This window comes from Pseudoalteromonas sp. SG41-5 (genome assembly GCF_014164495.1).
Taxonomy (GTDB): Bacteria; Pseudomonadota; Gammaproteobacteria; order Enterobacterales; family Alteromonadaceae; genus Pseudoalteromonas; species Pseudoalteromonas rhizosphaerae.
In genome coordinates, this window is the sequence record NZ_JACJFH010000036.1 from 1 (window position 1) to 23,520 (window position 23,520).

The 23,520-nt window shown below is 40.4% G+C and carries 25 protein-coding genes; 15 read left to right on the top strand and 10 right to left on the bottom strand.

Annotated elements, in window-relative coordinates:
* Positions 1–94: 94 nt before the first annotated feature.
* Together cmoB and cmoA are read right to left on the bottom strand one after the other, a co-directional pair.
* Positions 95–1,063: a tRNA 5-methoxyuridine(34)/uridine 5-oxyacetic acid(34) synthase CmoB gene (cmoB, locus tag H5232_RS11230; protein ID WP_182717957.1), complete on the bottom strand. Its 969-nt coding sequence runs from the start codon at positions 1,061–1,063 to the stop codon at positions 95–97.
* A 20-nt stretch (positions 1,064–1,083) separates the two neighbouring features.
* Positions 1,084–1,809 (bottom strand): carboxy-S-adenosyl-L-methionine synthase CmoA, encoded by a 726-nt coding sequence (gene cmoA, locus H5232_RS11235; RefSeq protein ID WP_145242356.1) that lies wholly within the window; start codon positions 1,807–1,809, stop codon positions 1,084–1,086.
* A gap of 115 nt (positions 1,810–1,924) precedes the next feature.
* On the opposite strand from cmoA, the gene H5232_RS11240 reads away from it, so the two are divergent.
* A complete protein-coding gene (locus H5232_RS11240) occupies positions 1,925–2,614 on the top strand; it encodes a DUF3334 family protein (RefSeq protein ID WP_145242354.1) in 690 nt (229 codons plus the stop codon).
* Positions 2,615–2,745: 131 nt separating this feature from the next.
* Here H5232_RS11240 and rarD read toward each other — a convergent pair whose 3' ends face one another.
* Entirely contained in the window at positions 2,746–3,645 is a 900-nt protein-coding gene (gene rarD / locus H5232_RS11245; protein ID WP_182717959.1) for an EamA family transporter RarD, read from the bottom strand.
* A gap of 107 nt (positions 3,646–3,752) precedes the next feature.
* Between rarD and H5232_RS11250 the strand changes: the two genes are divergently transcribed.
* Positions 3,753–4,205: an Lrp/AsnC family transcriptional regulator gene (locus tag H5232_RS11250; protein ID WP_149982944.1), complete on the top strand. Its 453-nt coding sequence runs from the start codon at positions 3,753–3,755 to the stop codon at positions 4,203–4,205.
* Between the two features lie 162 nt (positions 4,206–4,367).
* Here H5232_RS11250 and H5232_RS11255 read toward each other — a convergent pair whose 3' ends face one another.
* Positions 4,368–5,624, bottom strand: a complete 1,257-nt coding sequence (locus H5232_RS11255) for an adenylosuccinate synthase (protein WP_182830904.1) — start codon at positions 5,622–5,624, stop codon at positions 4,368–4,370.
* 122 nt (positions 5,625–5,746) lie between these two features.
* On the opposite strand from H5232_RS11255, the gene H5232_RS11260 reads away from it, so the two are divergent.
* The gene (locus H5232_RS11260) at positions 5,747–6,640 is read left to right on the top strand and encodes a LysR family transcriptional regulator (RefSeq protein ID WP_145242350.1); all 894 of its coding nucleotides are present in this window, start codon (positions 5,747–5,749) and stop codon (positions 6,638–6,640) included.
* A 48-nt stretch (positions 6,641–6,688) separates the two neighbouring features.
* Here H5232_RS11260 and H5232_RS11265 read toward each other — a convergent pair whose 3' ends face one another.
* Both H5232_RS11265 and H5232_RS11270 read right to left on the bottom strand, forming a co-directional pair.
* Entirely contained in the window at positions 6,689–7,186 is a 498-nt protein-coding gene (locus H5232_RS11265) for a M48 family metallopeptidase (protein ID WP_149982946.1), read from the bottom strand.
* A gap of 38 nt (positions 7,187–7,224) precedes the next feature.
* Positions 7,225–8,073: a DUF72 domain-containing protein gene (locus tag H5232_RS11270; protein WP_149982947.1), complete on the bottom strand. Its 849-nt coding sequence runs from the start codon at positions 8,071–8,073 to the stop codon at positions 7,225–7,227.
* 203 nt (positions 8,074–8,276) lie between these two features.
* Between H5232_RS11270 and aspS the strand changes: the two genes are divergently transcribed.
* From aspS to H5232_RS11285, 3 genes are all read left to right on the top strand, one after another.
* Entirely contained in the window at positions 8,277–10,055 is a 1,779-nt protein-coding gene (gene aspS, locus H5232_RS11275) for an aspartate--tRNA ligase (protein WP_145242380.1), read from the top strand.
* Positions 10,056–10,168: 113 nt separating this feature from the next.
* Positions 10,169–10,396, top strand: coding sequence for a hypothetical protein (locus H5232_RS11280; protein WP_149982948.1), 228 nt, complete (start codon positions 10,169–10,171; stop codon positions 10,394–10,396).
* Positions 10,389–10,979: a pentapeptide repeat-containing protein gene (locus H5232_RS11285; RefSeq protein ID WP_149982949.1), complete on the top strand. Its 591-nt coding sequence runs from the start codon at positions 10,389–10,391 to the stop codon at positions 10,977–10,979. Before H5232_RS11280 ends, H5232_RS11285 begins: the two co-directional genes overlap by 8 nt.
* Before the next feature lie 30 nt (positions 10,980–11,009).
* Here H5232_RS11285 and H5232_RS11290 read toward each other — a convergent pair whose 3' ends face one another.
* Positions 11,010–11,333, bottom strand: coding sequence for a hypothetical protein (locus H5232_RS11290; protein ID WP_182717963.1), 324 nt, complete (start codon positions 11,331–11,333; stop codon positions 11,010–11,012).
* Between the two features lie 176 nt (positions 11,334–11,509).
* On the opposite strand from H5232_RS11290, the gene H5232_RS11295 reads away from it, so the two are divergent.
* On the top strand, positions 11,510–12,247 hold the full coding sequence (locus H5232_RS11295; RefSeq protein WP_182830905.1) for an alpha/beta hydrolase: 738 nt from the start codon (positions 11,510–11,512) through the stop codon (positions 12,245–12,247).
* Positions 12,248–12,293: 46 nt separating this feature from the next.
* Positions 12,294–14,282, top strand: coding sequence for a DUF2207 domain-containing protein (locus H5232_RS11300; protein ID WP_182830906.1), 1,989 nt, complete (start codon positions 12,294–12,296; stop codon positions 14,280–14,282).
* 63 nt (positions 14,283–14,345) lie between these two features.
* Here H5232_RS11300 and H5232_RS11305 read toward each other — a convergent pair whose 3' ends face one another.
* Complete coding sequence (locus tag H5232_RS11305; RefSeq protein ID WP_182830907.1) at positions 14,346–15,548, bottom strand: bifunctional alpha/beta hydrolase/OsmC family protein; 1,203 nt, start codon at positions 15,546–15,548, stop codon at positions 14,346–14,348.
* Positions 15,549–15,802: 254 nt separating this feature from the next.
* On the opposite strand from H5232_RS11305, the gene H5232_RS11310 reads away from it, so the two are divergent.
* Together H5232_RS11310 and H5232_RS11315 are read left to right on the top strand one after the other, a co-directional pair.
* Positions 15,803–16,642 (top strand): isopenicillin N synthase family oxygenase, encoded by an 840-nt coding sequence (locus tag H5232_RS11310; protein ID WP_145242335.1) that lies wholly within the window; start codon positions 15,803–15,805, stop codon positions 16,640–16,642.
* Positions 16,643–16,852: 210 nt separating this feature from the next.
* Entirely contained in the window at positions 16,853–18,256 is a 1,404-nt protein-coding gene (locus H5232_RS11315; protein WP_182761634.1) for a DEAD/DEAH box helicase, read from the top strand.
* Positions 18,257–18,311: 55 nt separating this feature from the next.
* Here H5232_RS11315 and H5232_RS11320 read toward each other — a convergent pair whose 3' ends face one another.
* Positions 18,312–19,058, bottom strand: coding sequence for a DUF3307 domain-containing protein (locus tag H5232_RS11320; RefSeq protein WP_182830908.1), 747 nt, complete (start codon positions 19,056–19,058; stop codon positions 18,312–18,314).
* Complete coding sequence (locus H5232_RS11325; RefSeq protein WP_145242329.1) at positions 19,055–19,684, bottom strand: hypothetical protein; 630 nt, start codon at positions 19,682–19,684, stop codon at positions 19,055–19,057. The genes H5232_RS11320 and H5232_RS11325 overlap by 4 nt, the downstream gene beginning before the upstream one ends.
* A gap of 154 nt (positions 19,685–19,838) precedes the next feature.
* Between H5232_RS11325 and H5232_RS11330 the strand changes: the two genes are divergently transcribed.
* The 5 genes from H5232_RS11330 to nagA all read left to right on the top strand — a co-directional run bounded on the left by H5232_RS11330 (position 19,839) and on the right by nagA (position 23,517).
* A complete protein-coding gene (locus H5232_RS11330) occupies positions 19,839–20,345 on the top strand; it encodes an NYN domain-containing protein (RefSeq protein ID WP_179959226.1) in 507 nt (168 codons plus the stop codon).
* Positions 20,346–20,464: 119 nt separating this feature from the next.
* Positions 20,465–20,893 (top strand): hypothetical protein, encoded by a 429-nt coding sequence (locus H5232_RS11335; RefSeq protein WP_149982956.1) that lies wholly within the window; start codon positions 20,465–20,467, stop codon positions 20,891–20,893.
* Position 20,894: 1 nt separating this feature from the next.
* The gene (locus H5232_RS11340; protein ID WP_182717968.1) at positions 20,895–21,107 is read left to right on the top strand and encodes a helix-turn-helix transcriptional regulator; all 213 of its coding nucleotides are present in this window, start codon (positions 20,895–20,897) and stop codon (positions 21,105–21,107) included.
* Positions 21,108–21,484: 377 nt separating this feature from the next.
* Positions 21,485–22,399, top strand: coding sequence for an N-acetylglucosamine kinase (nagK, locus tag H5232_RS11345; RefSeq protein ID WP_182830909.1), 915 nt, complete (start codon positions 21,485–21,487; stop codon positions 22,397–22,399).
* Complete coding sequence (gene nagA, locus H5232_RS11350) at positions 22,399–23,517, top strand: N-acetylglucosamine-6-phosphate deacetylase (RefSeq protein ID WP_182830910.1); 1,119 nt, start codon at positions 22,399–22,401, stop codon at positions 23,515–23,517. Before nagK ends, nagA begins: the two co-directional genes overlap by 1 nt.
* Positions 23,518–23,520 lie beyond the last annotated feature (3 nt).

Consider the following 23,520-nt stretch of genomic DNA (forward strand, 5'->3'; position numbering starts at 1 on the left):
TATTGACAAGGACACTTGTCCGTATAATGACACAATAGATTTAGGTAGCAGGTGCTAGGTAGTTCCAAGCACCTAAAACCTAGTTCCTTTAGTATTAAGCCTTTGCAGTCAAAATTGCACGCAACGGCGCTGGGTAACCTTCAATGGTTTTACTAGTATCGTTTGGATCTAAAAAGTCGATCAGGGACTCGTTTTCCATCCAATCTGATTTACGTTGTTCTTCAAGCGTTGTAATAGCGCAGTCTTTCACTTGCACATCTTTAAAACCAACACGTTCCATCCAGAGTTTTAGCGCTGCCGTGCTCGGAATAAACCACACGTTACGCATCTTCGCATAGCGGTCAGTGGGCACGAGTACTGTGTTTTCATCGCCTTCAATGACTAAGGTTTCAAGCACTAATTCACCACCTGGGCGAAGCTGCGCTTTTAATTGTGCTAAAAAGTCGATAGGGGAACGACGATGATAAAGCACACCCATCGAAAACACCGTATCAAAGGCTTTTAACTCAGGCAGGGCTTCAACACCTAGCGGTAATAAATGCACGTTTTCATCTGGGTTAAAGTGTTTGATGGCTTGAAACTGACATAAAAATAAATCAGACGGATCAATGCCAACCACAAACTCAGCGCCTTCACCGCGCATCCGCCATAAGTGATAGCCAGAGCCACAGCCGATGTCTAAAACCGTGCGGCCTTTTAGCGGCTCAATGTGCGGTAATAAACGGTCCCACTTCCAATCGCTGCGCCATTCAGTATCAATTTCAATACCGTGTAGGCTGAAAGGGCCTTTACGCCATGGCATCATTCGTTTTAATAAGTGTGTAACTTGTTTTTGTTCGCCGTCGGTCATTTCGCCAGGGGCACCAATTTCAACTTTGTCGATAATATTGACGTGTTTGGTCGCCACTTCAGGCAAGTTTTTTAACACTTTCTGCCATTTTGGTAAATCACCGTGACTGGCCTCTAATTGCCAGTGTTTTAATTGGCTAGGTAGCGTTTCCAGCCAGTGACTTAGCGGACTTTGTGCGATTGCGGCGTAAAATTGGTTAAACCATTGAGACATTGAATTACTCTTTATATTTGTTACTTGATTGCTACCAGTGAGCAAAAATTAAAACATTGATACCATACTTGGGTTTGGCTAAAGCCAATATCGGTAAGTCGAGAAAGGTGAGCATTTAAAGTATCTGGGCGCATTACATTCTCAATGGCGGTACGTTTTTGGCTAATTTCTAATTCAGAATAACCATTGTGGCGTTTAAAATCGTGGTGCAAGTCAATCAGCAAGTTATCGCATTGCTCGTTCTCGCCTTTGATTTTTTCGCTTAACAGCAATACACCACCGGGTTTTAAATTCGCGTATATTTTTTCAAGCACGGCTTGGCGCTGTGCGGGTGGAATAAACTGTAAAGTAAAGTTCATGGCGACCACTGACGCGTTTTCAATATTTAGCTCATTAATATCACCAAGCGTCACTGTAACAGGTACTTCTGAGCGAAAGCCGTGCAAATGTAATTTACAGCGCTCAACCATGGCTTGTGAATTATCAACGGCAATAATATGGCAATTATCAGTGCGGATATTACGGCGCATGCTTAATGTTACTGCGCCAAGGGAACAGCCCAAATCATAAAGGTTTGAATTGCTTTGCGCGTATTCACCGGCCAATTTACCCATCGTACTAACAATGGTTGCATAACCCGGAACTGAGCGCTGGATCATATCTGGGAAAACTTCTACTACATGTTGGTCAAAGCTAAAGTCTTTAACCGCTTGCTCAGTGGCATAAATGCTGTCTTTTATGTTCACACAAACAGTCTCTTGAAAAATAATAGGGTTATTTTAGCATTTTATGCTGGATAGTCAGTGATAATTTCAGTAGCTTGGCTAGAATAATGAATAACAAGTAGAAAAAGAGAAGTTTATGAGCAAAAGTAAAGTGATCAGCACAGATGATATATTGGCAACCCTTTGTCATTCTGTAACGAGTGTATTGTCATCGGCAAGTGGTAATAGTATTAGCTACTCAGCAATGGTACAAAAAATAACCCGCACCTGTATGCGTCCTGATATCGGTTGTTTTGTGTTATTTGATGGCGGATTTACAGGACTGGTAATTACTAATTTCACCTCGCAAGCGGCGATGGAGATTTATCATGATTACATGCGTAATATGGGGATGCCTGAAGAAGAACTCGCTCACAGTCATTTATCGGACGACGTCTCAAATGTACTCGGTGAATTGATGAACCAAATCGTTGGTGATTTTACTTCAAAGGTACGCGAGCAGTTACATACTTCAATTACCCAAAATCAACCGAAGATGATGGCCATCAATAAGCAAGTACAGATTTCGGTCGATACTACGATGGATAGACCGCAAGCACGGCGCGTGACATTTACCACCAGTAAACAAAATATCTTTTATTTAGAATTAGCAATGGATAAAACTGAGTTTATCAAATTGCACGATTTTGATATTGCTGAAGCTATTGACCCAGATGACATCATTGAAAACGAAGCAAAGCATAAAGCAGAAAAACAAAAAGCTGCTGATGATGCTGCTAAAGCAAGTGATTTAGATGACGACTTTATGGCAGAACTTGGTTTATAAAGCTACCAAGCTTTAAGCTTTAAATAACACAACAAAAGCGCGAGTTTACCTTGCGCTTTTTGGTTTGTGGGGAGTTGGTTGCTTTAAGGGATTACTGATAAACCTCGTTGCAATATAAGAAGTAAGCAATGTTAGCGATAATGAGTTAAATGTAACTTTCTTATACCTTCAAGAATTAATGTGACGACCGCAAGCAAAATAGCTATGTACGTAAGCCAATCCTTTTGGTTGATAGTCTCGCCTAAAAGAATCGCCACTATTAATAGCAGCACAGGCTCAACATAAACGAGTAAACCAAAAAGGCTTAAATTTAAATAGGGGGCAGATAGGGATTGAAACGAAAGCGCTAGAGCACTAATCCCCCCAAGTCCTACTACTAAATAAAGCAATGTTAAATTTACGGTTAACTCCGTGACAACTTGTCCATTGGCAAAGATAAAATAACAGGCTATGGGAAGGCTCAAGAGCATATCAACCCATGTGCAACCAATGTTATTAGTGTTTGTTTTTTTTCGTAGCCAAAAATAAATAGGGTAACCTATGCATACAACCCAAACCGGCCACAAAAATGATTGAGAAACAATTAATAGATTTAAAATCGCTATGAGAGCAAATAAACATGCTACTTTTTGATGCGGGGTTAAACGCTCTTGAAAAGCAAGCCGTCCGATAATTACCATAGTAATTGGCATGATAAAGTAGCCTAATGAAACCGCTAAACCATATCCATTTACGGGTGCCCACATGAATAGCCATAATTGTACACCAACTAAAAAAGATGAAAGGAGCCGTGTTAGCCAAAAATACTTTTCATATCGCACCCTCGTATATATGCCCAGTACTAGTGGCCAGTAACCTTTTAGTAGAATAAAAACAGTTAAAAATGGCACCGTAAATAAAACCCGCCAACCATATGTTTCTTGACCTTGAAGTTCATTTAACAGTGAAGTGTAAGCAAACATTAGTGCAAAAAGTGCTGATGAAATTATATTTAAAGTAACTCCCAATGAAGTTTTAGTAGAGTTTTGCATAGTCGGTATATAGAAGAGATTAGGTGTGTATATTTTATTTCAATACCATTGATAAATGGGCTCTAAAAAAGTACTGTTTGCGAGAAAATTTATCACCTTGAGATATTATGAAACTAGATCGCTATGACTATGCACTTTTAGAATTAGTCCAGAAAGATTGCCAAACTCCACTTCGAAAACTGGCTGAAGCGGTACATCTATCAACCGCCTCGGTGCAGCGCCGTATCCATAAACTCAGGGAAAATGGTTATATTGTATCAAATGTGGCGATTTTAGACCCCGATAAGCTAAATCAAGTTATCACTATTTTAGTAGAAGTGGAGGTTAACAGGACACATATTTCTGAGCTTGAGCTACTAAAGCAACGTTTTTCAGGTCCTGAAGTGCAGCAATGCTATTATGTTACGGGTGCAGCCGATTTTGTACTGATATTAGTTGTGCCTAATATGCAGCGCTTTCAAGAGATTTGTGATAAGTTTTTTCATGAGAACGATAATATCAAATCATTTAGAACCACCGTTGTACTAGAACGCGTTAAATCGAGTTTAAATGTGCTTTAAATACACTTGTGGTGACAATCAATTATTTTATGATGGAATGATTTATATTTTTGAATAACTGACTCAAAATATTTTTGTTCAGATAGTGGATGAAAATCTGCAATTGCCTAGCGTATAACCCAAGTGGTTTATAAAACCACTTGGGTTATAGCAATTGAGTGTTTAGCGGATAATCATTTGTTCACGCTCAGGGCCCACAGACACCATACTTACAGGTACTCCCATCAGTGCTTCGATGCGTTCTACATAATGCTGCGCTGCAGCAGGCAGACTGTCGAAGGTACGACAACCGGTAATATCTTCATCCCACGCTGGCATGCTTTCATAGATTGGCGTTAAAGCCGCTGTTTGTGGCCAAATAGGGTTCTCGCTGTGATCGCCTGCATAACCAACGCAGATTTTTAAATCTTTCATGCCAGATAGGCAATCAATTTTGGTTAAAGCGATTTCAGTGGCTGCTTGTAATTCAACACCGTTACGGGTGGCAACTGCATCAAAATAACCCATATCACGTGGGCGGCCAGTCACTGCGCCATATTCGTTCGCGCTTTCACGAAAATTGTCTTGCTCTGCCATGGCGGTAACGAGTGTACCTGTACCAACAGATGAGCTAAATGATTTAGCCACAGCGATAACACGCTCAGGGCGCAAAGCTGGCAGCCCGCTGCCAATTCCTGCATAGGCAGCAGTCACGTTTGATGATGTAGTATACGGGTATTCGCCGTAAACTAAATCGCGGCCTGCGCCTAGTTGCGCTTCAAACAATAAGTTGGCATCTTGCTTTTGCAGTGCTTTTAAAGGCTCTGTTACATTACAAATAAATTCACGCCAAGGAGCGCTGACAGCTAATAACCACTCAGTCATTTGTTCAGCTGTTTGTGAAAAATCACAGCTTGGGTAAAGGGCTTTTAGCTGTGGCATTTTCCAATCCAGCATAAATTGAATACGCTCTAATAAAACGTCTGGCTGATTTAACCAGCCAACTAAAATGCCTTTTTTCATTACTCGGTCGCCGTATGCAGGTGCAATTCCTTGACGAGTAGAGCCGTAAGCGGCATCGCCTAAGCGCACTTCTTCGAGGGTATCTTCAAGGGCGTGTAATGGTAAGCATAACGTTGCACGATCAGAAATAAATAATTTTACATCAACACCGGCGGCGTTAACTTCGGCTATTTCTTCGCTTAATGCGCCAGGGCTTATTACCATGCCTGGGCCTAGTACTGCAATACAATCAGGATTAAAAATACCGCTTGGTAATTGGTGTAGTTTAAACGTACCAAAGTCATTCACAACGGTATGTCCGGCGTTGTTACCACCTTGAAAGCGAATGCTCGCAGATGCGTTCTCAGCTAGAAAATCGACGATACGGCCTTTGCCTTCATCACCCCAGTTTGCACCTACAACAACAATTGACGGCATAATTTAATCTCCAAATTGATTGAACGAATATGGTATGCGCTCTATTAAAATAAGAGAAATTAATTATAATTATTATCTTGATAAGAATTTCATATCGATTTCACACCATTAAGGTCATAAAGATGCTAGATATTCACTGGTTAAAAACTTTTGTCACATTGGCTGAGTTAAAGCACTTTGGTAAAACAGCCAATGCGCTGCATATGACACAGCCAAATGTTAGCTTGCATATTAAGCAGTTAGAAAAAACGACACGGGTTAAACTGATAGAACGTAATCCCTTTAGTTTGACCCAAGCAGGTTTACGGCTATTAGAGTCTGGACAAAAAACCTTATGGGAATTACAGGTTTGCCAATCTGACTTAAATGCGATTAATGATCTCAGCCAAGGCACACTGACAATTGCCGCCAGTGATATAATTTCTCGTTTATTGTTGATTGAGCCTTTTCAGCTTTTTAAGCGCCAGTTTCCTGGCATTGACTTTACTTTGCTCAATACAACGTCTTCTCAAGCGTCAGCATTGGTTAAAAGTGCTGAAGCTGATTTAGGGTTTGTGATTGCCCAAAAAGAAAGTGAGCCGCTGCATTTTACGCAATTACAGCAGATAAAATGGTGTGCATTAGGTAATCATTTAAAGTTATGGCAGCAAGCCAAAAACGATAACAATGTTACACTGACTGAGCCGCCAACATTAATCTTACTCGGCCATGATACGCGAACTCGAGACTTGCTCGATAGTGCCTTGCCATCTTTAAACTTACCAAATTACCGGGTGATGGAAGTGGGCAGTGTGGATGCGCAAATTGATTGGGCTGAAGCGGGGTTTGGCGTTGCCATCGTGCCAGAGTTTTCCCTGCGCAGTAAAGCAAATCTAACTACTACAGTGACCGCATTACCGCAATTTCCAACTACCAGTTTAGGTTATATAGTGAGGCAAAATCAGGTACTTTCAAAAGCGATAAAGCAATTGCTACATTGGGTCAATGAAGAGATCTCCCGTACTCATCTTGCATAGTATTTATATGTTCACTGTTCGGTTATGTACTTTGTGATTCAGTTATTTTTATGTGTAAGGGTTTTTACCTTCAGCTACTAATACACAAAAAATCCGTAAATCTAATTCGAGTTGATGGTAGCTTGGCTCCATGTGGCAGCACAGGGCGTAAAAGCTTTTGTTGTGGTCTTTTTCCTTAAAGTGGGCGAGCTCGTGTACTACTAAAGCTTTGAGTAACTCCTCTGGTGCACGCAGTAAATCACTATTGATGGCTAAATCGTGCTTGCGGGTTTTACCTTGCATACGATACGTATGAGTACCTAGCGCGTTAGTGACCATATCGCCTTGTTTTTTAAACGCGGCGCGGCCAAACGGTGGCGCATTTTTTAAATAGCGCTTTTTAAGCTCAGTGGCGTATGCGTATAACGACTTGTCACTGGTAATATTATGGGAGCTGGGGTATTTTTTAGTTAAATACGCGCCGTGTTTATCATTTTCAATAAGCTGCATTACTTGCGTTACAATTTGCTCTGGATAGCCGCTAAAATAGCGTTTAAAATCACTCATTCAATACTTCTTTGTAGTTAATTAATTTTCAACGCGAGTCAAAAAAGGCTGGCTTGACTGGCTTCTTTTTCACCAGTGAAAGGGTTTAGCACGGGGTGCTGGTAACCTAAATCTTGGCAAAACTCGCGTGCTAATAATGGTGCTTGGCGGTTATCTGCAGTATGAAAAAATACATACGGGTGCTTACCCTCATCAAGCCATTGTTTTACTTTTTTAAGCCACGGTTGGTAATAGCTTTTATAGTCATGATCTAAATCGGCAATCACAAAGCGGGCCATAGGTTGATTGCCTGTTGCAATGGCATGCACGGGTAAATGGGGCTTTTTTTGTTGGGCATCGATGAGTGCTTCAGTGTTCGGCTTAACTGCAAATAATGCGCGGGTGTCCATTGAGATACGGTTGACATTGTTTGCTATTAATAGCTGATTAAAGGCAATTTCGGCTGCGCCTTTCTTAAAAAATTCGGGGTGGCGAACTTCAACGCCGTAGTTTAAACCTGTCGGGAGCTTGGCAATAAACTGTGCTAATAACGGCAGTTGTTTGGGGCTAAAACTACTTGGTAGCTGCAACATGATTTGCCCAACATGAGACAATATTGGCTCGAATAAATTAAACCATGCAGTGAGTTCGTCATCGATATGAGTAAGCTGTAATTCATGACTAAAGCGTCGATGGAATTTAAAAGTAAATTTAAAGTCATTGCCGACAGCATCACGCCAGCGATTTAATGATTCAACACTAGGATCGGCATAAAAGCTGGTATTGCCTTCGACTGAATTAAACACCTGTGCGTATTCGTGCAACATATCGGCATTTTTGCAGTGACTTGATAATAAATTGCCTTTCCACGCGGTACTTGACCACTGCGGACACCCTAAATACAACATAAAACGGTTAACTGATTGTGTGTTTTGGCTAGTATACCAAATCTATAAATTGAAAGCATAGTAGCTGCTGCCGAGCTCGCATTTTCAAGTAACTTGGGTATAATGCTCCCCCTAAAATGATTTATAAATAGTGGCTTATTCTCCCTCAAAAACAGCAATTCTTAGGGGAAGCGGCTATTCGTCTTTACACTGACAGGAAAACTATGCGCTCTATATACTGCGGACAGCTAAATAAAACTCACGTAGATCAAGAAGTTGAACTATGTGGTTGGATCAACAAACGACGTGACCTTGGTGGACTTATCTTTGTCGATTTACGCGATAGAGAAGGTTTAGTACAAGTTGTATTCGATCCTGAAGTTGAAGGCTTAATGGATACCGCGAATACATTACGTCAAGAATTTTGCGTACAATTAAAAGGTGTAGTTCGCGCACGTCCTGACAGCCAAATCAACAAAGATATGGCAACGGGTGAAGTTGAAATTTTAGGCACAGGCCTTACTATCATCAACCGTTCAGAGCCGTTGCCACTTGATTTTAATCAGGTAAACTCTGAAGAGCGTCGCTTAAAATATCGTTACTTAGACCTTCGTCGTTTAGAAATGAGTGACCGTATTAAACTACGCGCTAAAGCTAGCAGCTTTGTGCGTCGTTTCTTAGATGAAAATAATTTCTTAGATATCGAAACGCCAGTACTTACAAAAGCTACCCCAGAAGGAGCGCGCGATTATTTAGTACCGAGCCGTGTTCACAAAGGCAGTTTTTACGCATTACCGCAGTCTCCGCAGTTGTTTAAGCAATTGTTGATGATGTCGGGTTTTGACCGTTACTACCAAATTGTTAAATGTTTCCGTGATGAAGATTTACGTGCTGACCGTCAGCCTGAGTTTACTCAAATCGATATAGAGACCTCGTTCATGAGCTCTGCTCAGGTACGTGGTATCACAGAAAAAATGATCCGCGAAATGTGGCAGCAATTGCTAGACGTGGATTTAGGCGAGTTCCCAATCATGCCTTACGCTGAGGCAATGAGCTTGTATGGTTCTGATAAGCCAGATTTACGTAACCCAATGACATTAATTGACGTTGCCGATTTAGTGAAAGACGTCGAGTTTAAAGTTTTTTCTGGTCCTGCCAATGATGAAAAAGGCCGTGTTGCTGTATTAACAGTACCAGGCGGTGCATCACTTTCGCGTAAGCAACTAGATGACTACACTAAATTCATCGGTATTTATGGCGCGAAAGGGCTTGCGTGGATGAAAGTAAACGACCGCGGTGCAGGCGCTGAAGGCGTGCAATCGCCAATCGCTAAGTTCTTAAATGAAGAGGTGATCAACGAACTTCTTGCACGCACTAACGCACAAACTGGCGACATCATTTTATTCGGTGCTGATAAACGCAACACAGTAAACGAAGCTATGGGCGCGCTACGTATTAAGATTGGCCTTGATTTAGAGATCACTAATCTAAATAGCTGGGCTCCACTTTGGGTTGTTGACTTCCCAATGTTTGAAGAAGACGACGAAGGTACATTGCATGCTGTTCATCACCCATTTACAGCACCAAAAGATGTAAATGCAAGCGAACTTGAAGCAAACCCAGCAGCGGCTATTTCAGATGCATACGATATGGTACTAAATGGCTACGAAGTAGGTGGTGGTTCGGTACGTATTCATAATACAGATATGCAAGAAGCAGCGTTTAGAATCCTAGGTATTGATGCACAAGAGCAGCAAGACAAGTTTGGTTTCTTACTTGAAGCGTTAAAATACGGTACGCCACCACATGCTGGTTTAGCGTTCGGTTTAGACCGTTTAGCAATGCTACTGTGTGGTACTGATAATATTCGTGACGTGATTGCTTTCCCTAAAACAACCCAAGCGTCGTGTTTGTTAACTAACGCACCAAGTAAAGCAAATGCAGATTCGCTTACAGAGCTTGCTATTAGTGTTGTTGAAAAAGCTGAAAAATCAGCAGAATAAGTGATTAATTAGCACTTAATCTTACTATTGATTTAAAACCCTTAAGTGTAGGCTTAAGGGTTTTTTTATGGTGTAATCAAAATGGTTTAATAAAAATATATTAAGGATAGTAAATGAGTATTAGTGCAACTTTGCTTGGTGAGTTCTTGGCTTTGATATTTATAGTATGCATCCCATTTTTTACGTGGATAAGTTATCGCCTTGGTAAAAGAAAAACAACAACACCGGTTATTGTTGCTGTAATTGGTGGGCTATTAGCGATTATTCCTATTTTTGGGTTGATCTATATCGCAGTTCTTGCTTTGAAAAACGATTTAGAGGTCAAGCATTCGAGTGTTTAAAGAGTTCGATTATTTCGATCAGCAATTTTCAAAATGTGTTGCCAGCGCGCAGCGCTTTAGTGACATTGAGTTTGAACAGTGCCAGTTTATTGAATGTGATTTTAGTCATAGTCAATTTAGTAATTGTCGTTTTATTGAGTGTGAATTTATTAACTGTAATTTAAGCGATTTAAATTGGGGTTATAGTTCGTTAGAAGAAGTCAGCTTTGTTGATTGTAAGCTCAACAGTATTCAATGGGCGCAGGTAAATTGGCCACAATTGTCACTTACTTCATCGGTGAGTTTTAAAAATTGCCAACTTAGTCATAGCTCGTTTTATGAGTTACAGTTAAAAGGCTTGATCATGACGGACTGTTTTGCCAAAGATGTTGATTTTAGACAGGCTAATTTAGCTACCAGTGATTTTAGTAACACTGATTTTAGAGATAGCCTGTTTCAGCAAACAAACTTGAGTAAAGTAAACTTTGTCGGTGCGATGCATTTTAATATTGATATTAAAAATAATAATGTTAGCCGGGCTAAGTTTGAGCGCTTTGCAGCGTTAAACTTACTCAGCGGACTAGATATCGAGCTGGTGGATTAGCCGTTATGACACGGCTAATCTAATGCTTAATTAGCAGGCAGGGCCATTTTTATTTCGTGCGCTGGCAAGTGCGCGGGCAATTTCAAGTAATGCAGGGGAAATATCACTGGCGCCATCTTTGATGAGTTTTGATACATCACCTGATGAATACAAACTATCGCGTGGTGATTTAATGCCTAATTCACGCACAAAATCTTTAGTCTTGCCGGTGCTGCCTGTTTCGATAAATTTGAAAATAATACGCTCGTTATTATTTTTTGGCTCTGTTTCTAGCGTTTTGATTTCATCTTGATACGCTTCAATTCTGCTTTGTAAAATATCGATACGCTGTTCGATGCTGTTGTATGATTTCATGGATAGGTTCTTTTCTAAATAGACGTTAGGACAATACGACTATTATCGCATAAATTTATAATAATTATTTTTTTCTTTAAAACTCTTCTGCTGTTTTAGGTACCTCGTTTTATTGCAATTAATATTCAAAAGCTTAAAGTACTTTATAATTTAAATAAAATAAGTCGAGCAAATTAATGCCACTACCTTTTAAGTACCTTGTGAGCTTCTTCTTTCTCATAGTCAGTGCCGTCGCCAGTTCCGCAACAAACAGCGAAATGATTGTTGATAAAGCGCGTGACCGCGCGATCCCGATCAGTATTTCATTACCAGCATATAACGAGCATTGTAGCCAACAAACAAAATGCCCTGTGGTATTTATTAATGCCGGATATGGTATTGCGCATACTGACTATCAGTTTGCGGCTGATATATTTACAGCTAAGGGCTATTTAACCATTGCTGTAGCCCATGAATTAGACAGCGATCTTGCGCTCAACCGCACGCCACCTTATATGGCCACTCGTATGGAAAACTGGCATCGTGGTGTGGTCACTCTTAAATTTTTAGTGACCGAGTTGAGCCCTCGCTACCCAGAGTATGATTTTACGCGGTTAACGTTATTTGGCCATTCTAATGGCGGTGATATAGCCGCGCTTTACGCGGCGATTTATCCTAAGCAAGTGAGTCAAATTATTACGCTTGATCATCGGCGTATGTTGTTACCTCGCAATAAAAACATTCGGGTTTTAACGCTTCGTGGCAGTGATTACCCTGCGGATAATCAGGTATTACTCAATGAAGATGAATTAGCACAGTATCCGGTTACGCAGATTTCGATAGAGAACTCACGCCATAATGATATGTATGATGGTGGGCCTGCTGATTTAATAAATGAAGTGAAAAAAAATATAAAAGAGTTTTTATTATATTAAGCATCTAATGAAAAGATAAGTGTTGTTTAAAAGGATCAAACTAACAATGAAATATTTTTTGCAAGGAAGCATAATTTTTTTACTTTTAATTATGTTGATGCCTTCTTATGCAGAAGCAAGGGAGGCTGATTCAACAGCGGGATTACATGTAACAATTGATGTAAAACCCAATGGCAATCTAATAGTCACTGAGCAGTTTGATATAACGGCCGGTGGTTATATATTCAAGCATGGTATTTATAGACGAATCCCATTATTACTTGAGGGCCGTTATGGTGGTGAATATTTAGCTGGCTTCAAGATGCTAAGTGCTCAGTTAAATAATACATCAATACCTTATCAAGCAACCATTTCAAATGGCAACGCAATCATAAAAGTAGGTGATCCTAAAAAAGAGTTAGATTATGGGCCTGCTAGCTTTATTATTACTTATCAACTATCAGATGAAATTCGGTTTTTTGAAAATTATGATGAGTTATATTTTAATGCCATTCCTCATCAATGGGCAACTTCAATAGAGAAGTCAATGGTTGTAGTTAACCTACCAGAACAAACCAGCGTCCTAAAGTACAAAGCCTATACCGGCTCTTACACAGAGAAAGAAGATAATTATATTGTTGATAATCCAGTACAAAATCAATTTAGGTTTACTGCTACGCAAGACTTAGGTTTAGGGGAGGGGATGACAATTGTTCTCGCGCTTCCTAAAGATATAATAGATCAACCTTCGGTATTTTATTTTATATTTTTACTGGATTTTTTAGAGTGGATTTTGCTTATCACGTTTTCGGGTACAGTGGGTGGTTTTGTTTATTGGTCTTGGCGTAAGGTTGGTATATATCCAGATGAAAATGTCGATACTCCAGATATTACTGATGTGCACAGTGAAATTAGCCCTGCAATAATTAATTACATATTAAACCACGCAATTTTTTCAAATAGTACAATGAGAGATTTAACTTCTGCCAGCACTCACTTAGCTATTAAAGGCTATCTAGGCATAAAATATGAATACCTCCCCTCTGATAGTGGTATTAAAGAAGGTTCATTTTATACCCATACATTAACATTATCACTTAAGACAAACCTACCAAACACTCCTTTACCAAAAAATGAACAATGTATTCTCGATTGGGTTATTAAACAGGGTGGGAGTTACCAAGTTAGCCGTGAAAATAGAAAGAAAAATCGAGAACTCTTTAAACTTTTTTCTAGTGCGATTAGCAAAGACTTAAAAGCGACAAGTATTTTTACGTGGAATATTAAATACACACTTTTTACTGTTGCTCTGTCGTCGGTATTTGTTAGCTTACAATTGATATTTGGCGTTTCAGATTGGACTGATATTCTGTGGGGGCCGCTTGTTATTCTTATGACTGCTCCCGTGTGCATTATATGGTTGGCTATTTACGAAAGTATTTTTGAGGACACTGATGGGAATGTTGAGCCACAGTGGGAAAAAAAGTGCTTACTTATATGTATTACTTGGCTTCCTTGGATGTGGCTTCTTTGTAGTTTTGTACCCTTGTTGTCGATCTCGATGGCTTTTTTATTGTTACTTAGTATAACTGCATTATCTTTAAATCGCGGCCCCTCCCAATACGGGAAGCCATTACTGGTAAGTTCAATGCAAATACGAAAATATATATCCGCTAAAAAACTGCCTGAAGACGATCTCTTGCTCACTGAAACTGAATATGAGAAATTTTTACCGTATGCAATTTCGCTGGATTTGCATGATGAATGGTGTGCTCGATTTGATAATGTTCTTAGGTTTAAAAGAGGACAATTTAGAAAACAAAAAAGACGTAAAAAGAAGAAAATTTCAGAATCTCTCAATCCTTATAGATATACACCGATGTGGTTTTCAGGTGGTTTTTCTGACCAGACAGAATTTCTTAATTGTGTAGATGGAATGAGTTATTCAGCTTTGGGAAACTCAAGTGTTTCATCCTCTATGTCGAGTTCAGGCTTCTCCAGTAGTGGCGGTTTTTCTGGAGGAGGAGGTGGTGGAGGTGGCGGAGGTGGTTGGTAGGCAAATGATAAAAATACCAAATTTCAGGTGTATAAATCAAATGCCTAAGCGGGAAGTTTGTTGTTAATCAACCAGCTCACTTACAATCAGTGGGTTGTTATGCAGGGTTTTATGCACAGGGCATTTGTCGGCAATTTCTAATAGGCGCTGGCGCTGAGCGTCACTCAAATCGCCTAATAAGGTGATTTTACGGGTGATGGCTTCGAGTTTGTCGGTTTGCTCGCAGTTATCGCAATCGGCGTGATAATCACGGGTGTGGTCCAGTTCTACCTTTACGTGTTCAAGTGGCAAGTTTTTACGACTTGCATACATACGTAAAGTCATCGCGGTGCATGCACCAAGTCCTGCCAGTAAGTGGTGATAAGGGTCAGGGCCTAAATTATTACCGCCAACACTTAGTGGTTCATCGGCAAGCCAAGTATGATCCTTGGTACTTACATGCTGAGTAAAGACATGATCTTTCTCTTCAACTAATACATTGCCGCTGCTAAGTTTGGCACTGTACTGGTTTTTATCAAAATCCACATAACGGTTTGCCCATGATGCTATAACGTCTGCTGCGTAGTCAGCATCGTCTTTGTTAGTGAGTAAGTGGTCGGCGTTATCCAGGCTAATAAAGCTTTTTGGATGTTTAGCAGCGGCGTAAATTTTTTCAGCTTCGTTAATACTTACTGTGGCATCAATAGGGGAGTGCATTACTAACAATGCTCGCTTTAATTTACTGATATGGCTGCGGTCGTAATTGGCAATGTCGTCCACAAACTGTTTTTTAATGGTAAATTCTCGCCCTGCTAAATTTACCTTGGCTTCGCCCTTGCTATTAATTTCATCAAGATGAGCGGCAAAGTTATGCGCTACATGTTGCGCATCTGATGGTGCGCCAATAGTGGTAATGGCTTGTACTTCAGCAATGTGTTCGGCAGCTGCAAGTACCGCTGCGCCCCCTAAACTATGACCAATTAATAATTGTGGCGCTTTAAAGTGTTCACGTAAGTGATCTGCCGCGGCAATTAAATCTTGGATATTTGATGAGAAATTACTGTTGGCAAAATCACCATCGCTATTACCAAGGCCAGTAAAATCAAAGCGTAATACCGCAATACCTTGTTGAGTGAGTGCTCGGCTAATTCGACTTGCTGCGGCGATATCTTTACCACAGGTAAAACAATGGGCAAACAAGGCATAAAACTTAATATCACTGGCGGGTGTTTCAAGCTGACCGGCGAGTGTTAAATCACCACTTTTGAACGAAATTTTTTGGCGCATAGGTTACCTTTGCTTAATGAAAGAGGTTAGTGAAGAGTAGACCATTAAAGTGCGTTTATAATTACAGTTGTTTTAGCGTTTTATCCACAATAGCAACATTTTGATTTGCATCAAGTAATAAACGCTTACCCAGCTAAAGAGGACATAAGTCCTTATGTTTTTTTGCCCGTTTTATTATGCTCGCGAAGCGCTACAATGGAGCAACTGCTATGATTAGCAAAGGCTTTTAACAACTTAATTCATTGGATACGAACATGCAATTACCTACCGTTGATTATAAAGCGAGCGATGCGGCCGCTCAATTTGTTGAGTCTCTTAGAAATACGGGCTTTGGTGTATTAAAAAACCACCCAATTCCACAGTCTCTTGTTGAATCAATTTATAAAAATTGGCAGGATTTTTTTAATTCTGAACAAAAACATGAATTCTTATTCTCTAAAGACACTCAAGATGGCTACTTTCCGCCTTCGGTATCAGAAGTTGCAAAAGGCTTTACAGTTAAAGACATTAAAGAATACTTTCATGTTTATCCAAAAGGCCGTGTACCAGCGCAGTTAGAAGCAGATATTCGCGAATATTATCGTTTAGCCAATGAGTTTGCTGCGACATTGTTAAGCTGGGTGCAAGCTGAAGCACCAGCGGATGTGCGTGCTAAGTTTTCTATCGATTTAAAAGATATGATTGCTGATTCAGAGCAAACATTATTACGTATATTACATTACCCGCCGATGACAGGTGATGAAGAACCTGGTGCTATTCGTGCTGCTGCACATGGTGATATTAATTTATTAACGGTATTACCTGCTTCAAATGAGCCAGGCTTGCAAGTACAAAAAACAGATGGCGGTTGGTTAGATGTGCCATGCGATTTTGGCAGTTTAATTATTAACATTGGCGACATGTTGCAAGAAGCGTCAGGTGGTTATTTTCCGTCGACTATTCACCGTGTTATTAACCCTACTGGCAAAGCGTCATCTAAGTCACGTATTTCGTTGCCGTTATTTTTGCACCCGCGTCCAGATGTGGTGTTATCAGCGCGTTATACTGCTGACAGTTACTTACAAGAGCGTCTGCGTGAGTTAGGTGTTAAATAGCATCACTCAAGTGATGATAGCTTTTCAACAGCGGCCACAGTGCCGCTTTTTTGTTTTTTTAAGGTTGTGTTTTTTTAGTGAGTTATAGTGTGATGTGGCTAGTTAAATTTGGCTGACGCTATTTCAAACGTGAATATACCATGCATTATTGCGTACGATCGGTATAATGCGCCATTGGCCGATTGGGCCTTAAAATTATTGAGAGAAAATATGAGTTTTGATGGGTTAGGTTTATCACAGTCTTTAGTTAATGCGGTTTTAGAAAAGGGCTATGAAACGCCAACACCAATTCAGGCTCAAGCCATTCCAGCGATCATTGAAGGTCGTGATGTTATGGCTGCAGCGCAAACTGGTACAGGTAAAACAGCGGGTTTCACTTTACCGTTAATTGAGCGTTTATCAACAGGCCAAAAAGCCAAGGTTAACCAAGTTCGTGCTTTAATTTTAACCCCAACCCGTGAGCTGGCATTACAAGTAAGCGAGAACGTTGAAGAGTATGCTAAGCATTCTAATATCAGTTCTTTTGTTGTGTACGGTGGTGTTAAAATTAATCCGCAAATGATGCGTTTACGCAAAGGCGTAGATATTTTAGTTGCCACTCCGGGTCGTTTAATGGATTTGCATAACCAAAATGCCTTGAAGTTCGATAATCTCGAAGTGTTGGTGCTTGATGAAGCTGATCGTATGCTTGATATGGGCTTTATTCATGACATTAAACGTATCATCAGCAAGTTACCTGCTAAACGTCAAAACTTGATGTTCTCAGCGACGTTCTCAGACGATATTAGAGCGCTTGCGAAAGGGCTTATTAATGATCCGGTCGAAATTTCAGTCGCTGCAAAAAATACCACGGCAAAAAGTGTTACCCAATGCGTTTATGCAGTAGATAAAGCACGTAAAACCGCCTTGTTAAGTCATTTAATTCGTACTAATGATTGGCAACAAGTGTTGGTATTTAGCCGCACTAAACATGGTGCAAACCGTTTAGTAAAGCAGTTAGAGCGCGATGATATTGTTGGCGCTGCAATTCATGGTAATAAATCTCAAGGCGCGCGTGTTAAAGCGCTTGAAGGCTTTAAAAGTGGCGAAGTACGCGTACTTGTGGCAACGGATATTGTTGCCCGTGGTTTAGACATTGTTGAACTGCCACATGTAGTTAACTATGATTTGCCTAATGTGTATGAAGATTATGTGCATCGTATTGGTCGTACCGGCCGTGCGGGTGCATCTGGCGACGCAATTTCATTTGTAACACCGGAAGATGCTGATGACTTATACGGTATTGAACGTTTTATCGGTGAATTGATCCCACGTGCAAAAGAAGCTGGTTTTGAGCCAACAAAAGGAGTGCCTGAAAGAGAGCTTGATGCACGACCTATCAAACCTAAAAAGCCTAAAAAAGCGGGTCAGCCTTTTTCTAAACCTAAGTCTGATAGCAAAAAGCCAAATAATAACGGCGGTAATGGCACCGGCCCACGCCGTGGTGGCTCAGGCAAAAAACCTGCTGCTAAAGCCGCTGGTGAGCAAACACAAAACCCATGGGCTAAGCGTCAATCTGTTGGTGGCAGTGGTCAACGTCGTCGCTCTGGTAATGATGGCGCGAGTAACACGTAATAATATTTTGATAAAAACGCGCCTAAGCTGGCGCGTTTTTTTATGCTTTTTATTTCTATAATGCTTTAAGATAATTAACTGCTAAGCCAATAAATAAGGTGACGGTGACACTTAAAAGTGTACCGAGCATAACATATTCGGTGAGTTTTTTATCTTTACTGGCACGTAAGTCGCCAAAGCGAAATACCGATTTTGCTGCTAATAAAAAGCCAACGCCAGCCAACTGATCTAGCAAAATAAATGTAAGCATTAAAACTCGCTCAAGCATGCCAATACTTTGCCCCGCTGCTGGTAAACTTCCTGTGGAGCTAAACCCGGTAGTGAGACGCTCTAACATCATACGAATGAACACAGCACTGGGACTCAATACCAGTAAATAGCCACATAGCACCCATAATGTAGTGGGGGTTATCAGCCATTGCCAAATGCTGGTAATAAATTCACTGTTGTCGCTCAACCACACAGTCAGTAGTAGTATCACGACAAGATGAGCAAGTTGATCAATGATAAATGGCACAACCCCTTTGTTTGAATATGATTTTGCTAAATCAATTAAGTAGTGGGTCACGATAACAATAGCTGTGGCAATACCGATACGCGAGAGCTCTTGCCAGCCAAAACTAAACTCCCACCAGCTGACAATTGCTGCCGTAGTTAGACCGTGCACTAGCACATGCAAGTACAGTTTTTTAGCACGACAGTGACGTGTATTACGGTTATTAACCCAACTCATTGGCTGCCAATAAAAATCAGCTAAAATATGACCGATAAATAATGCAACTAATAACAACATAAAACTCATTTTTTTACTCCTATCACGGCATTAGCAATGGCCTGCTCTGCATAGTCTAAAAAACGCTCGATCAACTGATAATGTGCAAGATTAAGTAACTTGGTCACATTCTCACGACTGGTTTTTAATTGTTTAGCAAGTTCACTATGTTGATTGTTTTCTGCGGTTAAATAGACATATAAGGCATTCGCTTGTTTGTGTGTCATTTTGCTCAGGAGCACGTCAATAAAAGCTAGATTAAGGGTTAAGCCATCATTTTTGAGTTCATCAATACTGCTAAGAGTAAAGCGTTGGTTATGGATTTCGTCAAGACCGCGCCCCGATAATGTAAATGCAGAGCCTGTTGCTGTTTTAATATCGGCTCTAGCATTATCTATTTCACCAATGGCAAGGCTTTGGCGAATTTCATAGCCGGTGGCTTTAAGATGTAAGTAAAGTAGCACTGCGACACGGCATACTTGGGGTGGTTGATTTATTTGCACCTGAAAAGCATCGCCTCGATAAATAATACTTTGTCCTAGATGGCGTTGAGTAATTGCTCGCAAACTTTGGTCGAGCTGGTAGAGCATCGCATCGTAGTCGTGCTTTGGAATATGTTGTGATTTGATCACATCACCGCTGATCACCGCAATCATAAATGTCCTTGATTTAAGTTACATAAAGAAAAGTAACCAATTTTGGTTACATGCTTCAATGTAACTAATTTAGGTTACTTGTAAGCTAAATGCAAGGGCTTGAAATTAATCAGGGTATGCTACAGTAGTGTGATTAATTTAAAAGGGATAACGCATGAGTCAAGAAATACATAGTACAACGGCGAAAAAGCCGAGAGTGGGGATTTTTGTCGATGTCCAAAATATTTATTACACCTGTCGAGAGAGCTACCGAAAAAACTTTGATTACAATGCCTTTTGGGCAAAAATCAGTGATGACTATGATATAGACTGCGCGATTGCATATGCAATTTATCGCGGGGACGAAAAGCAATCTCAATTTCAAAATATTCTTCGTGCGATTGGTTTTGAGGTAAAGCTAAAACCATTTATTCAGCGTAAAGATGGCAGCGCAAAAGGCGATTGGGACGTCGGCATCACCATCGACATGCTAGAACAAGGTAAAAACCTCGACAAAGTTATTTTACTCTCCGGCGACGGGGATTTTGCCTTATTGCTGGGTCATTTACAGCATCATTATAATGTACCGTGTGACGTCTATGGCGCTGATAGACTGACGGCTGATGCATTAAAACAAAGTGCGGCACAGTTTTTTTGCATTGATGATTCCCTGTTACTTTGAAACTAATGTATTAAAAACATAACATCATGTTAAAAATATTTGACATGATGTGAGCCCACTCTTATATTCATTAATGTTAAGTATACTTAACATAAAATTTATTTTTATAAGGGGGGGATATGAGTTATACACAAAAATCGCGGTTACTTGAGATGTGCATAACGATGGTTGTGTTGTTTAATTACTTGCAGTCAGTATTATCAATGACGCCAGAAGCTCAGATGGATCCGTTATTAGCAAGTGGCTTGTTGATATCACTTACGATACAAACCGTTGTAATGCTTATTGTGATGCACATTATCTTAGCGATATTTAATACTAAATATGCGGATCAAGCGAAAGATGAACGTGAACAGGCTATTGCCTTAAAAGCAAAAAGTGTTGCACTACTTATTTTACAATTAGGCGTTGTGAACGCGGTGTTTGCAATGCTGATTGACCCACATTTTGGGTTTGCAATTAGTCCGGTTCACCAGTTAGTAATCGCAGCATTGGTGAGCGAGATAATCGGCGCTGGGGCCGAAGCTTGGCTATTATATAGAGGTTAGAATGGCAAAGTTAGCGATTACTAATACGATCCGTACATTACGGTTTCAGCATAATGAAATGACGCAGCAGCAATTAGCTGAAGTCGTTGGGGTGACGCGTCAAACAATTGCCGCAATTGAAGCGGCAAGGTATTCACCGTCGCTGGAGGTCGCTTTTAAGATCGCGATTGTTTTTAATCTACCACTAGAAAAAATATTCCAATATCGTCAGTGAATCTTTACTAAATTATTTTATTTGGTAAACTGAATGCATATTCTGCATTTTTATTTATGTTTTTTGGCCATTTAAGTTATGAAAATAGTGTTATAAATCACTATTTTTGTTGTTTTTTTAGGTAATAATGTCCTTTTTAAACCTTATTATTACGTTAAAAGATAGTCGACACTAATTTAATTGATATTAATTATTTATTTAATTCAGTTAATTAGAGATAAATGTAGGATATGTGAGATTTTTTATAAAAAACTTAATGACAACGCTGTCATTTGTTGTGTAACATTAATTCAACATGGGTTGCGGGTGAATCGCATTAAGATAATAAAAAAACATGCGATTAATACAAATATAAAACGAAGGTTAGAGGTCGTTAAATGATGGCTAAGAGTGCGAATGAGGACCAATTGTATATTGGTATCGACGGTGGCGGAACTAAGTGCCGTGCAACTATATACTCTGCGCAAAACGGGGTATTAGGAACAGGTTTAGGTGGCCCTGCGAATCCATTACATGGGTTGGAGCGCACATTAGAGTCAATAATGGTATCTACACAATTGGCGATGCGCGATGCAGGTTTGCCATTAGAGTCTATTCATCAAGTGTATGCCGGTTTAGGATTGGCGGGTGTTAATTTACCGAACTTATATGAAAAAATAACAGAGTGGGAGCACCCATTTAAACAAATGTTTTTAACTACTGACTTACATACGGCGTGTATCGGGGCTCATGAAGGCGGTGATGGTGCTGTGATAATCACGGGTACTGGCTCATGTGGTTTTTCATATGTAAAAGGGCAGTCGGTGAATTACGGCGGTCATGGTTTTGCACTTGGCGATAAAGGCAGTGGCGCATGGATGGGCTTAGAGGCAATTAAAGCGGTGTTAATGGAGCTAGATGGTTTAGGTCCTCACACGATAATGACGCCAGTGGTTAAAGAGCATTTTAATGTCACCACAGCAATGGGCATTGCAGAGCAAATGGCCGGACAACCGTCAAGTAGTTATGCAAAATTTGCTCGCTATGTATTTGATGCAGCACACCAAGGCGATCAAATCGCTTTAGCCATTGTAAAAGACGGAGCGCAATATGTGAGTCAGTTAGCGCATCGTTTATTAGAGAACAATCCTCCGCGTTTATCTATGATCGGTGGTCTTGCAGAGCCTTTAAATCAATGGCTTGACCCAGCAATTGCAAAACTCGTTGAAGTACCAAAGCAACCGCCTGAAATGGGCGCAATTTATTTTGCACAGCAATCAGTATTAGAGCAAGACCAAAAGGTAGCAATGTAATGAAAACCTTCTATCGCGCGACACGTTTATTCACGGCTGAAAAATTTCTAGATAATGCATTATTCAGCGTTGAAAATGGCGTTTTTCATCTTGAAACTTCCACCACAGGCAGTGTTATTGAGCTAAATGGTTTAGTTGCGCCAGGCTTTATCGATGTACAAGTTAATGGCGGTGGCGGGGCATTTTTTAATGCTGAGCAAAGCACACACTGCTTAGATCGTATCGCAAAAGCGCATGGTCAATTTGGTACAACGGCACTGATGCCAACACTTATCACCGATAAAGTTGAAACCATGCAAGCAGCTGCTGATGCAACAGCAAAAGCAATATGCGAAGGGGTCGCGGGTGTATTAGGTATTCACTTTGAAGGTCCGCATTTGTCTTTTCCAAAAAAAGGCACACACAGTGAGCAGTTTATTCGCCCAATTAGCGAACAAGAATTTGCCATTTATGCGCGTCAAGATTTAGGTATCAAAATGGTTACCTTAGCGCCAGAAAATGTCAGCATTGCTGATATTGAGCGCTTAGTGGCGTGTGGTGTAAAAGTATCACTAGGTCACACTAATGCTGACTATACAACGACAATGGCGGCACTCAATGCTGGCGCCGATGGGTTTACACATTTATATAACGCGATGTCGCCGTTTACATCGCGTGAACCAGGCGTGGTTGGCGCTGCGCTTTGGCATGATAACAGCTGGTGTGGCTTAATTGTTGATGGGCATCATGTACATCCATTGTCTGCACAATTAGCTATTCGCACCAAACAGCGCGGCAAAATTATGTTAGTCACTGACGCAATGCCACCAGTGGGTACCGATGATATGGAATTTGATTTTTTTGACGGGCGCAAAGTAATTCGTACTGGGGATAGATTAAACTCAAGTACGGGCGAATTAGCAGGCAGTGTATTAGACATGGCCAGTGCAGTGCGTAATACCATTAATACATTGGATGTAAGCCTCAGTGAAAGTTTACGCATGGCTGCACTGTATCCAGCAGAATATTTAAACCTCAAGAAAAAGGGACGTTTACTTGATGGCTTTGATGCAGACTTTGTGGTGCTCGATGAACATCAGTTTGTAAAAGCAACTTATATTGCAGGTAATGCAGTGTAACGT